Genomic DNA, 15,017 nt, shown 5'->3' with positions numbered 1-15,017 from the left:
TCATCCCGTCGACATTATGACCAAAGGTTGCGGGCGGCGGACATACGTCGTTCTGCAGATCCCCGGCCGGCCCACGGGTGACAGTCTCCGATCGTCAGCCACGATCGAGGGAGAGGGCGGGTGCGAGCCCATGTACACCACCACCGCTAGTCCGCGGCACGCCGACGGCCGGCTCCTGGCCGTGGTCCCGCCGCCTCCCACGGGCCGCGTCGCCGAGCCACCCGCACACTGGCCGCTGCCGGAGGAGAGGCGGACGGTGACCGTCCTCTTCGCCGACATCGTGGGGTCGACCGCGCTGATCGACCGGTTGGACCCGGAGGACGTCCGGGCGTTGCAGCGGGCCTACTTCGACACCGTGGCGGGAGTTCTGGAGCACTGGCGCGGCGTGGTGGAGAAGTACGTCGGCGACGCGGTGATGGCGCTCTTCGGTGCCCGGGAATCCGACGGGTTCGACGCGTACCGCGCGGTGCGGGCCGGGCTGGAGATCCAGCGCTCGCTGGACCGGCGGTCGCTGCTCGGCGGGCCGGCGCTGCGGATCCGGGTCGGGGTGGCCACCGGCGAGGCGGTGGTGGACCTCGCCGCCACCCGGGACGGGGCGCACGGCACGGCGAGCGGCGCGGTGATCACCCTGGCCGCGCGGCTACAGGAGTACGCCCCGGCGGGCGGGGTGGCGCTCTGCGCGGCCACCCACCAGGCCACGAACGGGTTGATCGAGCAACGCCCGGTGCCGCCGGTGGCCGTCGCGGGCAAGGCACTGCCACTGGAGGTGTGGCACGCCACCGCCGCGACCCGCCCGACGCCCGCCCGCCACGGCGGACCGTTGATCGGGCGGCGGCGGGAACTGGCGACCGTACGGGACCAGCTCGTGCGGGCGGTGCGGGAGCGCCAGCCCCGGTGGGTGTCGGTGGCCGGCCCGGCCGGCAGCGGACGCAGCCGGCTGCTGCACGAGGTGATCCGGGCTGTACAGGCGGTCGACGGGACGCCGGTCCGCTGGTGTCGGGTGAGCTGCCCGCCGTATCCGGAGGAGGCGCTGGCACCCGTCGCGGACCAGGTCCGCGCGTTCGCCGGAGTCCGCGCCGGTGACCCGTCCCCGGTGGTACGCGGGCGGCTCACCGCCGCCGTTTCCGAGCTGGTTCCGGCGGCCCGCCGAACCGAGGCGGTGTACGCGCTGGAGGGGCTGCTGGCCCGGCCGGACGCGGGCACCCACGCCCTGCGGGGCGCGGCAGTCTGGCAGGAGTGCCTGCTCGCCCTCGCCGAGCGGCAGCCGGTGGCGGTGGCCGTCGACGACCTCGACCGAGGCGCTCCAGAACTGGGTCACTTCCTGCACCGGCTCCTCGCCGGCGCCCGCACCCGTGCCCTGCCGCTAGCCGTGGTGGCGCTGCACGTCCCGGAGTGGGCCGACGCTCGGACCGGCGATCGAAACCACCGGTGCCGGCTGTCACTACGCCGGCTGTCCTCGGTGGAGGCCGGACGGCTGCTGCGTCACCTGCTGCACCGGGCCGGCAAGCCGGCGGCCCTGGTGACGGCCCTGCTGCCGCTGGTTGGCGGGAACCCGGGGCGGGCCGCGGCCTACGTGGCGGCGCTGCCCGACGGCGGGGCCGTCCCCGCCCGGCCGCCGCTGCCCGATCCGGTACGCCGGAGTGTCGACGCCCGCCTGGACCGCCTCGACGGCCAGCAGCGGGCGGTGCTGATGGCGGCCGCGGCGGTCGGCGCTCCGGTCGACGCCGACACCGTGGACCACCTGATCGGGTGGTCCCCGGGCCGGGCCGTCGCAGCGCTGCGTCAGCTGGTCGAGCGGGACCTGCTGGCCGCCCGGCCCGGCGGATACGCCGTGGGCGACCCACTGGTCGCCACGGTCGCCGCCGCGCGGCTGACCCGGACGGTCCGCGCCGAACTGCTCACCCGCGCAGGCCACCGGTCGGGGCCGTCCGCGCCCCGGCCGGTGCCCCCGACCCGCTCGCCCGTCGACGACGGCCCGGACCCGACGCCCGACGCCCGGCGGATCGCCCGGCCGGACGGTCCCGGCGTCCGCCGTGCCGCCGGTGCGCCGGAGCGCGCGTCCAACGGGAGGCCCGGCGCGTTCACCCGGCCGGTCGCCACCGAGGACGGCATGCCCGGACCGGCTCCGGCGGTCGCGCCGTCCTGGCCAATTGGCCAGGAGCGGGTGCGTCGGATGACCGGCACGGTGGTCGGCCGGCCCGGTGCTGCGGCGGCCTCGGGCCAACGCGGGCCCGAGACACGCGGGTCGACCCTCGCGGCGCCCCGGCCGGTGCTCGCGACCGCGCGGCGGGTCGAGCGCGCTCCGGCGGCATCGTCGGCCGTCAGGCCCGGCGACCCCACGCCGCGGCGCCCCGCCACCGCCGCGGCGGCCGGCGATGCCGGTCCCGCCACATCCGGATCACCGCCCGTCGGGCACGTGCGGCGCCGGCCGGGCGCGACCGGACCCGAGGTCGCGCAGCCCCGGCCCGCGACCGGGACCCTCGCCGGGAACGTGCCACCGCGACCGCGCCTGTCCGCCGCACCGTCCGAACCGGCCCGGCGGCGGCCGGTGGGAAGCCGACGGCCTGGGGAACCCGGCGCGGCTACGGAGGCTGTCCCCCGCCGATCCGGCCTGGTGTCCGTGCCGGCGGCGGCCTGAGCCTCACGCCCCGTTCAGGGTGCGGCTGCGGCCCCGGAACTCGGCGATCACCTCGCCCTCGTCGCGGGTGACGGTGACGTCGTAGATGCCGCTGCGGCCGTACCGGGTGCGCTCGGTGGCACGGGCGACGAGCAGATCTCCCGCACGGGCCGGCCGGACGAAGGTGATCTCACCTCCGGCGGCGACGGCCACCGGGCCGTGGCTGTTGCAGGCCAGCGCGAACGCGGTGTCGGCCAGCAGGAACACGAAGCCGCCGTGGGCGATGGCATGCCCGTTGACCATCGCGGCGGTCACCCGCATCCGGGCCACCGCCGCCCCGTCCGCGGCCTCGACCAGCTCGATGCCGAGCCCGCGCGAGGCGACGTCGGCGGCGAACATGTCGTACGCGGCGTTGCGCTCCCCCACGTCACCCGCCCCGCCGCTGGTCGACGATCCGGCGCATCTTGCCCATGGACCGCTCCACTGAGTCCGGGTCGAGCACCTCGACCGCCACGCTGACTCCGATCATCTCCTTGACCAGCCCGACCAACGCCGCGCCGGCCTGCCCGGCGGCCTCCCGGTCGGCTCCGGGCCGCCGCTCCACCCGGACGGTGAGGGTGTCCATCCGCGCCTGCCGAGCCAGGACGCACTGGAAGTGCGGGGACAGCTGGGGCGTCCGCAGGATCAGCTCCTCGATCTGCGTCGGGAAGACGTTCACGCCCCGCACGATCATCATGTCGTCGGTCCGACCGGTGATCTTCTCGATCCGCCGCATCGGCCGGGCGGTGCCGGGCAGTAGCCGGGTGAGGTCGCGGGTGCGGTAGCGGACGACAGGCATCGCCTCCCGGGTAAGGGAGGTGAGGACCAGTTCCCCGCGCTCCCCGTCGGGCAGCACCGCGCCGGTGACCGGATCGATGATCTCCGGGTAGAAGTGGTCCTCCCACAGGTGCGGGCCGTCCTTGGTGTCCACGCACTCCACGGCGACACCGGGGCCCATCACCTCCGACAGTCCGTAGATGTCCACGGCGTGCAGATCCAGGCGGCGCTCCATCTCGCGACGCATGTCCTCGGTCCACGGTTCGGCACCGAAGATGCCGACCCGCAGCGACGTGGTCCGCGGATCGACACCCTGGCGCTCCATCTCGTCGACGATGGCGAGCATGTAGCTGGGGGTGACCATGATGATCTCCGGCTCGAGATCACGGATCAGCAGCACCTGCCGCTCGGTCATCCCGCCGGAGACCGGGATGACGGTGCAGCCCAGTTCCTCGGCGCCGTAATGCGCGCCGAGACCGCCGGTGAAGAGCCCGTAGCCGTACGCGACGTGCACCCGATCGCCGGGACGTCCCCCGGCCGCCCGGATCGAGCGGGCCATCAGCCGCGCCCAGGTCCGCACGTCCCCGGCCGTGTACCCGACCACCGTGGGTCGGCCGGTGGTGCCGGACGAGGCGTGCAGCCGGGCGATCCGCTCGCGCGGCACGGCGAACATCCCGTACGGGTAGTTGTCACGCAGGTCCGCCTTGGTGGTGAAGGGAAACCGGGCCAGGTCGGCAAGGTCGCGGCAGTCGTCGGGGTGGACGTCGGCCGTTGCGAAGGCCCGTCGGTGGTGCGGCACCGTGTCGTACGCGTGCCGCAGCGACCGGCGCAGCCGTTCCAGCTGCAGGGTCCGCAGCTCGTCGACTCCCGCCCGTTCGATCGGTTCCAGTTCCTCGGGACGGGGCGTACGGTCCTCCATCGCTGCCCTTCCTCACGCCTGGTTCGGACGGCGACGGAGGCTCGGCGCCACCCGGCACGCTCCGCCGATCTTGGTACCGTACGCCCGCTCCCGACCGGGCACCACCACCACGGCGCACCGGGCGGCGTCGGGAGTCCGTTGGACTGGGGTGACTCGGCGAGGCCCGGGGTGCTGGCGGACCGCGCCGCGGCGAACGGGTGCGGAGGTCGAGAAGGCCCGGCCACGACGAGGCTCACCGAGGTCGGCGCGGTGTGGCCGGCGGGGCCGACGCCGCGTCCGCTGATCCCGGCCGAGGCCTCGCACCGCCCCGGGGCCGGCGGATAATCGGGGTAGGGTGGCCCGGTCCAACACCGGAGCGGGGTGGAGGGGCGGGTGTCCGGTCCGGAGCAGCGACGCGTCGACGCCGACGTCGACCTGCGTGTACCCGCCGACCGGGCCGAGCTGACCGCCCACCCGGTCACGGTGCTCGGGGCCGTCGCCGCCGGGGGTGCGCTCGGCGCGCTGGGCCGGGCGGGCCTGTCGGCCGCGCTGCCGCACGACCCGGCCGGTTTTCCCTGGCCGACCCTCACGGTGAACCTGAGCGGGTGCCTGCTGATCGGCGTCCTGATGGCGGTGCTCACCCGACGCGGTGGGCCGGCCCTGACCCGTCCGTTCCTCGGCGTTGGGGTGCTCGGCGGCTACACCACGTTCTCCACCTACGCGGTCGAGGCGCAGCAACTCGTCGTCGCCGGCGCACCGGCAACCGCCCTGGCCTATCTGGCGGCCACCCTGGCCGGCGCGGTGCTGGCGGTCTGGGCCGGCCACGCCGCCACCGACCGGCTGGCCAGGACCGGGCGGAACCCGAGCGCGAGCTCGCGCCACGGCGCCGGCCCGACCGGCGGTGGCGGATGACCGCGCTGCTGGTCGCGCTCGGCGCCGCCGTGGGGGCGCCGCTGCGCTACCTCACCGACCGGGCGGTGCAGACCCGACTCGGTACGGCGTTTCCCTGGGGGACGCTGACCGTCAACGTGGTCGGCTCGCTGCTGCTCGGGTTTCTGGTGGGTCTCCCGGTCTCTCCGGCGGCCGGTGCGCTGTTCGGCACCGGTCTGTGCGGCGCACTGACCACATACTCGACGTTCAGCTACGAGACCCTGCGCCTGGCTCACGTCGGCCGCCACCGCGACGCGCTGACCAACGCCCTGCTCGGTGTGGCGGCCACCGTCGCGGCGGCAAGCCTGGGCTACGCGGCGGCCGGTGCGCTGACCTGACCACGCCGGCCCGACCCACGGTCCCCGGAGAACCCGCACCGCGTCCACCACGGTCACCCCGGCGAGCAGTTCCTACGGGGCGAGCCGCTCGACCACCACGCCGACGCCGTCGCGCGGTGCCCTCCCGTGTGCCGTGCCGAGGTCATCCGGCCCGGGTCCGGCGCCGACGATCGCCGCCTCGCCCGCGCGCAGCGTCGGCTCGTGCTGGTGACCGTGGTGCTGGTGACCGTGGTGCTGGTGACCGTGCCCGCCGACCGGGTCGTCGGGGTGGTCGTGCGGCGTCTGCGGCCGGCCCACCTTGTCGGCGGAGCCGGGCATCAGCACCCGGTAGGCGCAGGTGTCGCAGTTCATCCGGATGTCGCCGCGCACCGCCTCGACGTGCCGTTCGAGCACCAGGTCGGCGAGGGCGTCGCAGTCGCCGATCACGTCGGCCACCCGCACGTCCAGCTCCGGATGGACGGCGGCGTACGCCCGCGCCTGCGTGGTGATGCGGTCCGGCAGCACTCCGGCGAACAGGAAGTACGGGGCGACGACGATCCGCCGGGCGCCGAGCCGACGCAACCGCTCCAGCACCGCCGGCACCGACGGCTCGGCGAGCGAGATGAAAGCCGGTTCGACGCCGGCGTAGCCGCGCCCCTCCCACAACAGCCGGCCCACCTTGGCGACCTCGGCGTTCGCGTCCGGATCGGTGGAGCCCCGCCCGATCAGGGCGACCCAGCTGCCGGCCCGCCCCGCGCCGGCCAGCGCGGAGTCGATCCGCTGCTCCAGCGCGTCGTGCAGCAGCGGATGGGGGCCGAGCGGCCGCCCGTACGCGTAGCTGAGGCCGGGGTGACGCTGCCGCTCCCGGGCCAGTGCGGCCGGGATGTCACCCTTGCCGTGCCCGGCGGCGGCGAGGACGAGCGGCAGCGCCACCAGCGACCGGTGCCCCCGGGCGACGAGCGCGCCGACCGCGTCGGTGAGCGGCGGGCGGGACAGCTCGATGAAGCCGCCCCCGACGTCGCCGACCCGACCGGCCGCGCGAAGGCGGATCCGGTCCAGCAGCGCGGCGAACTGCGCGACGCCAGCGGAGCTGCGGGTGCCGTGCCCGACGACGACCAGCGCGCTGTGCCGTGCGCTCATTGGTTCCCCTCCTCCGTGTACAGCAGGGCGTTGAGGGCGGCGGCGGCGACCGCCGACCCGCCCTTCTCCCCCTGGTTGGAGACCCCCGGCAGGCCGCTGGCCCGCAACGCGGCCTTGGACTCGGCGGCACCGACGAAGCCGACCGGCAGACCGATCACCAGCGCCGGTCGCGCGTCGAGGCTGATCAGCTCCACCAGCGCGGTCGGCGCGCAGCCGACCACCCACACCGCGCCGGACCCGACCCGGTCCAGGGCGACCCGCACCGCCGCGGCGGAGCGGGTGACCCCGGCCCGGCGGGCACGTTCGGCCGTGCCCGGCTCGGCGACCGGGCAGACGGCATCCCGGCCGGTGATCCCCGCGGCGACCATCGCCACGTCGGCCACCACCGGGGCGCCGGCGCGCAGCGCCGCCAACCCCTCGGTCAGGGCAGCCTCGTCGCAGACGAGGTCGGTGACATAGTCCAGGTCCGCGCTGGCGTGCACCACCCGCTCGGTGACGGTGCGGGTCAGCGGCGGCAGGTGACCGAGGTCGACCCGCTCCCGCAGGATCCGGTAAGACTCGACCTCGATCGGGTGTACGAGCCGGCTCACCGGTTCTCACCCGCGCCGGCCGTCGCCGAGCAGGCGTCCGGATCCACCGCCGTGTCGTCGGGACGCTCGCCCCCGCGTAGCGTCCACAGCAGCGGCATGGTCGTACTCATCTGTGTCCTCCACCGTGGTCGGTGCCGGTGGGGCGAATGGCGTCCACCGGGCAGATCTCCAGGCATTCCAGGCAGCCGGTGCAGCGGTCGACACGGACGGCGAGGCCACCGGCGACGGGCCGGATGGCGTGGGTGGGGCAGGTCAGCAGACAGGCGCCACAGCCCTGGCAGGCGCCGATCACCACCGGCGCGGGACGGTTCATCGGCGCCACCGGTAGCCGCGCGGGGTGACCATCCGGCCGGCGATCAGCCGAGTCTGGCTGCTGCCCACCACCACGACGCTGTACATGTCGACCACTGCCGGGTCGAGGGTGGCCAGAGTGGCCAGGTGCACCCACTGACCCTCGCGGCTGGCGTTGCGCACCACCCCGACCGGCGTGTCGGGCGGCCGGTGCGCCGCGAGGATCCGCAGCGCCTCCGGCAGCTGCCAGTTCCGGGCGCGGCTGCGCGGGTTGTACAGCAGCGCCACGAAGTCTCCCTCGGCCGCGGCAACCACCCGCCGCGCGATGACCTCCCACGGGGTGTGCAGGTCGGACAGGCTCAGGTAGGCGTGGTCGTGGCCGAGCGGCGCCCCGAGCAGGGTGCCGGCGGCGAGCGCGGCGGTCACCCCGGGCACCCCGACCACGTCGACCCGCTCGTCGGCGTGCTCCAGAGCGGGACTCGCCATCGCGTACACCCCGGCGTCACCGGAGCCGACCAAGGCGACCGCGTGGCCGGCGCTGGCCTCCGCGACGGCGGCTCGGGACCGCTCCTCCTCCGCGCCGAGCCCGCTGACGAGCAGCCGGGTGCCGGGGCGCAGCAGCCCGCGGACCTGGTCGACGTACTGGTCCAGGCCCACCACGACGGCGGCCCGTCGCAGCTCGGCCACGGCCCGGGGAGTGCGCAGGTCCGGCGCGCCGGGGCCGAGACCCACGACGGCGAGCCGGCCGCGCGGTGCGTGCCGGGCCACCGCGACGGTGGCCATAGCGGTCGCGGTCTTGGGCACCAGAAGCTCCGCGTCGCCGCCGAGCAGCGCAGCGGCCTCCGCGACGCTCGGCGTGCCGACCGCCGCGCGGACCACCTCGCTGGGGTTGGGCACGTCGACCGCTGCCAGGTCCGCCGCCGGCCAGGTCACCAGCGGCACGCCGAGCGCGTCGGCGGTCGCCCGGATGCCCGCCTCGTCGGCCTTGACGTCGGCGCTGGCCAGGCAGCGCAGGCTCGCCGCGCTCAGCCCCGCCTCGGTGAGCACCCGGTCCAGCAGACCGCGCACCTCGCCGGCCGGCACACCCCGGCTCGCGCCGACCCCCGCCACCAGTGACGGCGGCCGCAGTACGGCCGTTCGGCCGTCCAACGGCACCGTCCGGTCGGTGACCAGCAGCCGGTAGCCGCCGGCCGGCGCGGGGGAGCCGCCCCGGCCAGGGACACGGTCCGGAGCGACGGCAGGGGCCGCGGCGGTGGACGCCCGGGCCGGTCCGGCGTCGGGGCGGTGCGCCGGCGCCACGACGGCGTGAACGTTCTCCGGCAGGGCGGGCAGCGGCCAAACGGCGTCGGTGACCAGCGTCACCGGTTCGCCGTCGAGGATGGCGCGACTCACCGCGGCGACCGCGCCTTCGACCGGCCAACCGAGCGTGTCCAGTCCGGGCAGGCCGACCGCGTCGGTGGCGGTGGTGACCACGGGCACGGCGCCGAGCACCGCGCCGACCTCAGCGGCGAGCGCGTTGGCGCCACCCGCGTGACCGCCCAGCAGGGCTACCGCGTGCCGGGTCGCCTCGTCGACCACCACCACCGCCGGGTCGGTGCGCTTGTCGCCGAGCAGCGGGGCGAGGATCCGCACCACCGCACCGGTGGCCAGGAATGTCACGATCGCTTCGCATTCGGCCCAGGCGGCCCGCAGCGCGTCGGCGACGGTGTCCGCCTCGACCGGCCGGGCGTCCGGCCAGGCGTCGGCGAGCATCCTGGCGTGGCGCCACCCGGCCGCGGTGGCGGCGACGAGCCCGATCCGACGGGATCCGGTCACGGTGTGGTTGCTCTGGTTCACGGCCGCTCCCCGGTGAGCACGACCACCGGGTTGGCGGCCGCGAGGCGGACCGACCCGCCCGGCAGATCGGCGAGGCGAGCGGCGGACAGTTGCACACCGTGCACGACGTAGCCGGACTCCCGCAGCAGGTTCCGGGCCGGGACTATCCGGTCCAGCGCGGCGAGCGCGACGACGATCCGCGGCGGGCGAAGCGCCGCGACAGCCGCGAGCACCTCGCTGCCGCCGCCGCCGACGAAGACCGCGTCCGGTTCGGGCAGCCCGGCCAGGGCGTCCGGGGCGGAGCCGGGCACCAGCCGCACCTCGACGCCGTGTCGGGCGGCGTTGGCCCGGACCAGCGCCACCGCCGCCGGATCCCGCTCGATCGCCACGACCGCGGCACCGAGCAGCGCGCACTCGACGCCGACCGAACCGCTGCCCGCGCCAACATCCCAGACCAGTCGGCCCAGCCGGGGACGCAACCGGGCCACCACGAGAGCGCGCGCCTCCGCCTTCGTGACCATGGAATCGCGGTGCGCGTACGCGCTCTCGGGCAACGCCCACCCGCCGGTCGGCGCGGCGGCCGGCTGGTTGTCGGCCCGCGCCGCGTCCACCCTCGCGTGCGGCCCGCCGGCGGCGATGCTGAGCAGGACGTGCGGGTCGGCCCAGGCGCGGGCGCCGCCCTCCTCCGGCGTCGTCCAGGTGATCCGTTCGGCGTCGGTGCCCAGGTGCTCGGCCACCACCAGCGTGCGCGGCCAGCCGACCAGACCGGCGGCGAGTTCGGCGGCGCCCGCACCCGGAGCGGTCAACACGGCGACGAGTGGTAGCGCCCGACAGGCGTTGAGCGCCGCCCGCGGATCCCGCCCGTGGGCGGTGACCACAGCCGCGCCGTCCCAGGGCAGGCCGACTCGGCCGAACGCGGCCGCCACGCTGGACACCGCTGGCAGCACCCGCACCGGAAGGCCAGCCACCCGCAGCCGCCGCACGATCCCGAAGAACCCCGGATCGGCACTGGCCAGCACCACGGCCGGGGTGCCCGCCGCAACCGCGGTCCCGAGCCGGTCGAGGGCGGGGGCCACTGCACCGAGGAGCAGCGTCTCCACTCCGGGCGGCACCGGCGTCGCGGCCAGGTGCCGAGCCGCGCCGACCACGAGTCCCGCGCGCGACAGGGCGGCGGCGAGCCCAGGATGCGGCGGGTTGCCAGCGGCGTCCACCCCGACCACGGTCACGGCCGCGTCGGAGGCCACGGCACGTTCCGGTGCGGGCGTCGCGGCCGATCCGACGGGGTGCGGCTCCGGTTCGACCCCGCGCACCACCGGGCCGCTGTCAGCGACCGGCACGCTCCGGTCAGCGCCGGCGGCGGGCACGCCGTGACGTCCACCGGCGGCGGTCACGCCACCCACCGCCCGGAGGAGGCGACGACCCGGGATCCGGCGAAGTCCACCAGGGCCACGTCGACGGCGACCGCGTCCCCGGCGAACCGCCGCAGCACCGCCCGGACCCGGTGACAGAGCAGGTCACCGGCGGCACCGAGCAGACCGGCGGCCTCCCACAGCTCGTACGCGTGCCGGCCGGTGTTGGCCGTACTGACCGCGGCGACCAGGCGCTCGTTCCCACCGGCCTCGGCGGTGACCGCCCCGAGCAGCGACAGGTCCACCTTCGAGCGGGTGTAGTGGGTCATCAGCACCCCCGCGGCGAGCTTGGCCAGCTTGCCGGCCATGCCCACGAAGACCACCCCGGTCAGGCCGTCCGCCACCGCCGCGGTGACCGCCGCGCCCGTGAAGTCGCCGACCTCCACGAAGCACACCTCGGGCAACGTCGGCAGCAGCGTCCGTGCGGCCCGCTCGGTCCGACCCCCCGTGCACAGCACCACCGTCCGCTCGCCCTGGGCCGCCGTCACCCGCACCGCCTGCACGACGCTCGCCCGCCAGGAAGCGGTGGAGAAGGGGCGGACGATCCCGGTCGTGCCGAGGATGGAGATGCCGCCGAGGATGCCGAGCCGGCGATTGGTGGTCCGGCGCGCCATGATCTCGCCGCCGGGCACGCTGATCACCACACGGACGCCGACCGTTGCCACATCGACCACCTCGCCGACCGCCTCTCCGATCATCCGGCGCGGAGTGTCGTTGATCGCCGGGCCGCCGACCGGCAGTCCCAGCCCCGGCTTCGTCACGGTGCCGACCCCGGGCCCGCCCTCCAGCGCCAGACCGGGGACCTCACACCAGGCCACGGTGGCGGTCAGTTCCGCACCGTGCGTGACGTCCGGGTCGTCACCGGCGTCCTTGACCACCACCGCCTCGGCCTGTGCCGGCCGGACAACCGCGTCCAGGTCGCAGCGGGCCACCGGGAAGCGCACCCGCCGGCCGGCCGGCAGCCCGATCTCCACCTCCACCGCCGGCACACCGGTGACCAGCGCGGTCAGCGCGGCCTTCGCCGCCGCCGCCGCGCAGGCGCCGGTGGTCCAGCCGGTGCGCAGCGCGGTCGGCCGGACCTTCGCGGTGCGCGGAAGGTCCGGTTCCCGCAACGGTGGCAGGTGGTCAGCCATCACGTCGCCCCGCCCCCGCCGCGCACCTCGCCGTCCGCATCGAACGCGTCGGCGGCGGCCGGCGGCGCGACGCCCCCGGCGCGGGACCGACGCAGTGCGGCCCGGGCAGCCGGCTCGGCCCGGCGGTAGGTGTGGAAGTGCCCGGGGTGGTACAGATGCGAGCGGGTACCGGACGCGGCCAGGGCCGGCCCGACCAAGAAGAGCGTGTGCTTCCACAGGCGGCGTTCCTTGACCGTGGCGGCCAGCGTGCCGACGGTGCAGCGCACCACCACCTCGTCCGGCCAGGTCGCCTGATACGCGACGACCGCCGGGGTGTCCGCCGGATACCCTCCAGCCAGCAGCTCGGCCTGCACCTGCGAGGAGCGGGCGGCGGAGAGGAACAGCGCCATCGTGGTGCCGTGCCGGGCGAACTCGCGGACCCGCTCACCCGGCGGCATCGGCGTCCGCCCACCCTCCAGTCGGGTGAGGATCACCGACTGGGCGACCTCAGGGATGGTCAGCTCCCGGCCGACAAGCGCGGCGACTGCGGTGAACGCGGAGACGCCGGGTACCACCTCCACCGCCAGGCCGAGCGCCCGGCACAGGTCGAGCTGTTCCTGCATCGCCCCCCACAGGGCCGGGTCCCCGGAGTGGATCCGGGCCACGGTCAGCCCCGCGTCGGCGGCCCGCCGGTACAGCGGCAACACCCCCTCGATCGGCAACTGCGAGGAGTCGACGATCTCGGCGTCCGGCCGGGCGTGGGCAAGCACGTCGGCGTGTACCAGGCTGGCCGCCCACACCACCACGTCGGCGGCGGCGATCACCCGGGCGGCGCGCAGGGTCAGCAGGTCGGCCGCGCCGGGTCCGGCGCCGACGAACCACACGGTTCCGCTGGTCACAGCTTCCCTCCCCGCTGGTCCCGGCGGGCCGGGACCAACAGCGTCGACAGGTACGGCAGGTCGTCGGCGGCCTCGGCGGCCGGCCCGACGTGCTCGCCGGGCAGGCCGAGCCCCCGGCCGAGCACCGCGTCGCCGAGCCGGCCCTGTCGGCGCAGCTCGGCGAGCAGCTCGGGGTGACGGCGCCAGCCCTTGTAGGCGACAACGGTGCCCGGACCGGACACCGCGTCGGCGAAGAGCGCCAGGCCGGCGGTGGCCGGCAGCAGCGTGAGCGGTTCCCGCCCCTCGCAGAGCGGCACGCCGCTGCGGGCCGCGAGTTCCTGCATCGCGGTGATGCCCGGGACGGTCCGGACGGTGATGTCGGCCCGCCAGGCCTGAATGGTCTGCGCCAGGTATCCGAAGGTGGAGTACACGTTGGGGTCGCCGATCGTGGCGAAGGCCATCGTCTGGGCGCCGCCGTCGACGGCGGCGACCACCGCCCGGGCGGCGCCGTCCCAGGCTCGTTCCCGGCGGGCGGTCACCCCGCCCCGATCGTCGAGGGCGAACGGCAGCCGGCGCAGTCGATCCGGCGGGACGTGCGGGGTGACGGTGGACTCGGCCCGGCCGGGAGCGGCGGCGCCGTCGGCGCCGTACCGGTCCAGCACCGGGACGAACACCAGCTCCGCCTCGCGCAGCACCCGTACCGCGCGCAGGGTGAGTAGTTCCGGGTCGCCGGGGCCCACCCCGATCCCGATCAGCGTGGCGGTCACCCGGCCGCCTCGACCAGCCGCCGGGCCACCTGGGGTCGCCCCGCCCAGTGGGTGTGCAGATAGGAGGCGTGCACCGGGCCGGAGACGAAGCCGTGCTCGGCGCCGGTCCAGCGCCACGCCGGCCGGTCGCCGTGGCCGGGGTCGGTGACCGTGCGATGGAACTCGTGGCCGCGTACCGGTTCGCCCTCGGTGTGCACCGGGGAGTCGGCGGCGGCGACGGCGTCCCGATAGCCGACGGTGAGCCGGCCGGTCATCCGGGCGGTCAGCGCGAGCCGGCCGCACATCGGCACGCCGTCCAACTCGCGCCCCAGATAAAGCAGGCCGGCGCACTCGGCCACCACCGGCCCGTCGAACGCGGCGAGGTCGGCGCGCAGCCCGGTGTTGGCGGCGAGGGCTTCGACGTGCAACTCGGGGAAACCGCCGCCGATCACGATCGCACGGGTGCCGGTCGGCAGCGCCGGGTCGCGCAGCGGGTCGAACGGGACGACAACCGCGCCGGCGGCGGCGAGCAACTCGCTCGTCTCGGCGTACCCGAAGGTGAAGGCCGGGCCGGCGGCGACCGCGACCACTGGACGCACGGCCCCCGCGGGGCCCCCAACGGCCACGGCCGGATCCCACTCCGGGGTGGTCAGCGGCGGAGCGCTGCGGGCCAGGTCGAACACACCGTCAAGGTCCACGGCGGACTCGACCAGCGCGGCCAACGCGTCGACCATGGCGATTGCCTCGGGGGCCCGCTCGGCGACCGGCACCAGTCCGAGGTGCCGGGACGGGGCGGCCACCTCGGCGACCCGGCTGATCGCGCCCAGCACCGGTACGCCGACCTCGGCGAGCGCATCGCGCAGCAGCGACTCGTGCCGGGGCGAGCCGACCCGGTTGAGGATCACCCCGCCGGTCCGCACGCCCGGATCGAACGCCCGCATCCCGAGTACCAGGGCGGCGGCGCTGCGCCCCTGCGCGGTGGTATCCAGCACCAGCAGTACGGGCGCACCGACCAACCGGGCGACGTGGGCGGTGGAGGCGAAGCCGCGACGGCCGACGGCACCGTCGTGCAGTCCCATGACCCCCTCGATCACCGCGATGTCGGCCGGCGTGGGCGCGCTCGCGGCGTGCCGCAGCAGCGGGGCGATCCGTTCCGGGCCGACCAGCCAGGGGTCGAGGTTACGACCGGGCCGGCCGGCGGCGAGCGCGTGGTAGCCGGGGTCGATGTAGTCCGGGCCGACCTTGTGCGGACTGACCGCGAGGCCTCGGCGGCGCAGCGCGGCGAGCAGCCCGGTGGCGACCGTGGTCTTGCCGTGCCCACTGGCCGGCGCGGCGACCACCACCCGGGGCAACGCCCACGGCGTAGCCGGAGCGCCGGTCACCGCGGAAGCCGGCGCGGCCGGATCCGCTCCCGCACGGGCCTGGTCCGGCGTGGTCCCGCCCGACCCGCCGGCGACT

The 15,017-nt window shown here is 76.1% G+C and carries 13 protein-coding genes and 1 pseudogene; 3 read left to right on the top strand and 11 right to left on the bottom strand.

Features of this window, described 5'->3' with window-relative positions:
• The first annotated feature begins 130 nt into the window (after positions 1-130).
• Positions 131-2,638: an AAA family ATPase gene (locus QTQ03_RS04960; protein WP_289276933.1), complete on the top strand. Its 2,508-nt coding sequence runs from the start codon at positions 131-133 to the stop codon at positions 2,636-2,638.
• Positions 2,639-2,641: 3 nt separating this feature from the next.
• Here QTQ03_RS04960 and paaI read toward each other — a convergent pair whose 3' ends face one another.
• Together paaI and paaK are read right to left on the bottom strand one after the other, a co-directional pair.
• Positions 2,642-3,016 carry a hydroxyphenylacetyl-CoA thioesterase PaaI gene (paaI, locus tag QTQ03_RS04955; protein WP_289280683.1) on the bottom strand — a complete coding sequence of 125 codons (375 nt, stop codon included), beginning with the start codon at positions 3,014-3,016 and terminating at the stop codon, positions 2,642-2,644.
• Between the two features lie 28 nt (positions 3,017-3,044).
• Positions 3,045-4,352, bottom strand: coding sequence for a phenylacetate--CoA ligase PaaK (gene paaK, locus QTQ03_RS04950; protein WP_289276932.1), 1,308 nt, complete (start codon positions 4,350-4,352; stop codon positions 3,045-3,047).
• A 372-nt stretch (positions 4,353-4,724) separates the two neighbouring features.
• On the opposite strand from paaK, the gene QTQ03_RS04945 reads away from it, so the two are divergent.
• Together QTQ03_RS04945 and crcB are read left to right on the top strand one after the other, a co-directional pair.
• Entirely contained in the window at positions 4,725-5,243 is a 519-nt protein-coding gene (locus QTQ03_RS04945) for a FluC/FEX family fluoride channel (RefSeq protein WP_502889695.1), read from the top strand.
• Entirely contained in the window at positions 5,240-5,599 is a 360-nt protein-coding gene (gene crcB, locus QTQ03_RS04940; protein ID WP_289280682.1) for a fluoride efflux transporter CrcB, read from the top strand. The genes QTQ03_RS04945 and crcB overlap by 4 nt, the downstream gene beginning before the upstream one ends.
• A gap of 9 nt (positions 5,600-5,608) precedes the next feature.
• Here the strand turns inward: crcB and QTQ03_RS04935 are convergent.
• From QTQ03_RS04935 to QTQ03_RS04895, 9 genes and pseudogenes are all read right to left on the bottom strand, one after another.
• Positions 5,609-6,718 (bottom strand): annotated as a pseudogene (locus QTQ03_RS04935) (sirohydrochlorin chelatase); the annotation flags it as partial.
• Complete coding sequence (locus QTQ03_RS04930) at positions 6,715-7,308, bottom strand: precorrin-8X methylmutase (RefSeq protein WP_289276930.1); 594 nt, start codon at positions 7,306-7,308, stop codon at positions 6,715-6,717. The pseudogene QTQ03_RS04935 and the gene QTQ03_RS04930, both read right to left, overlap by 4 nt.
• 106 nt (positions 7,309-7,414) lie before the next feature.
• A complete protein-coding gene (locus QTQ03_RS04925; RefSeq protein WP_353890566.1) occupies positions 7,415-7,630 on the bottom strand; it encodes a 4Fe-4S binding protein in 216 nt (71 codons plus the stop codon).
• Positions 7,618-9,351, bottom strand: a complete 1,734-nt coding sequence (cobJ, locus tag QTQ03_RS04920) for a precorrin-3B C(17)-methyltransferase (protein ID WP_289280681.1) — start codon at positions 9,349-9,351, stop codon at positions 7,618-7,620. The genes QTQ03_RS04925 and cobJ overlap by 13 nt, the downstream gene beginning before the upstream one ends.
• A gap of 80 nt (positions 9,352-9,431) precedes the next feature.
• Complete coding sequence (gene cbiE / locus QTQ03_RS04915; RefSeq protein ID WP_502889840.1) at positions 9,432-10,724, bottom strand: precorrin-6y C5,15-methyltransferase (decarboxylating) subunit CbiE; 1,293 nt, start codon at positions 10,722-10,724, stop codon at positions 9,432-9,434.
• 77 nt (positions 10,725-10,801) lie between these two features.
• Complete coding sequence (locus QTQ03_RS04910) at positions 10,802-11,956, bottom strand: cobalt-precorrin-5B (C(1))-methyltransferase (RefSeq protein WP_289276929.1); 1,155 nt, start codon at positions 11,954-11,956, stop codon at positions 10,802-10,804.
• Positions 11,956-12,834 carry a precorrin-4 C(11)-methyltransferase gene (cobM, locus tag QTQ03_RS04905; RefSeq protein WP_289276928.1) on the bottom strand — a complete coding sequence of 293 codons (879 nt, stop codon included), beginning with the start codon at positions 12,832-12,834 and terminating at the stop codon, positions 11,956-11,958. The genes QTQ03_RS04910 and cobM overlap by 1 nt, the downstream gene beginning before the upstream one ends.
• Positions 12,831-13,580, bottom strand: a complete 750-nt coding sequence (gene cobI / locus QTQ03_RS04900) for a precorrin-2 C(20)-methyltransferase (RefSeq protein ID WP_289276927.1) — start codon at positions 13,578-13,580, stop codon at positions 12,831-12,833. Before cobI ends, cobM begins: the two co-directional genes overlap by 4 nt.
• A complete protein-coding gene (locus QTQ03_RS04895) occupies positions 13,577-14,941 on the bottom strand; it encodes a cobyrinic acid a,c-diamide synthase CobB (protein ID WP_289276926.1) in 1,365 nt (454 codons plus the stop codon). The genes cobI and QTQ03_RS04895 overlap by 4 nt, the downstream gene beginning before the upstream one ends.
• Between the last annotated feature and the right edge of the window lie 76 nt (positions 14,942-15,017).

Origin of the sequence: Micromonospora sp. WMMA1363 (genome assembly GCF_030345795.1) — a bacterium.
GTDB lineage: Bacteria > Actinomycetota > Actinomycetes > Mycobacteriales > Micromonosporaceae > Micromonospora.
Note: the sequence above shows the minus strand (reverse complement) of the source record. Positions and strands in the feature narration are given on the sequence as shown.

Excerpts from the sequence above, each read along its gene's own strand:
- QTQ03_RS04960 (WP_289276933.1), top strand. The coding sequence starts at position 131 with ATGTACACCACCACCGCTAGTCCGCGGCACGCCGACGGCCGGCTCCTG.
- paaI (WP_289280683.1), bottom strand. The coding sequence starts at position 3,016 with ATGTTCGCCGCCGACGTCGCCTCGCGCGGGCTCGGCATCGAGCTGGTC.
- paaK (WP_289276932.1), bottom strand. The coding sequence starts at position 4,352 with ATGGAGGACCGTACGCCCCGTCCCGAGGAACTGGAACCGATCGAACGG.
- crcB (WP_289280682.1), top strand. The coding sequence starts at position 5,240 with ATGACCGCGCTGCTGGTCGCGCTCGGCGCCGCCGTGGGGGCGCCGCTG.
- cobJ (WP_289280681.1), bottom strand. The coding sequence starts at position 9,351 with ATGCTCGCCGACGCCTGGCCGGACGCCCGGCCGGTCGAGGCGGACACC.
- QTQ03_RS04910 (WP_289276929.1), bottom strand. The coding sequence starts at position 11,956 with ATGGCTGACCACCTGCCACCGTTGCGGGAACCGGACCTTCCGCGCACC.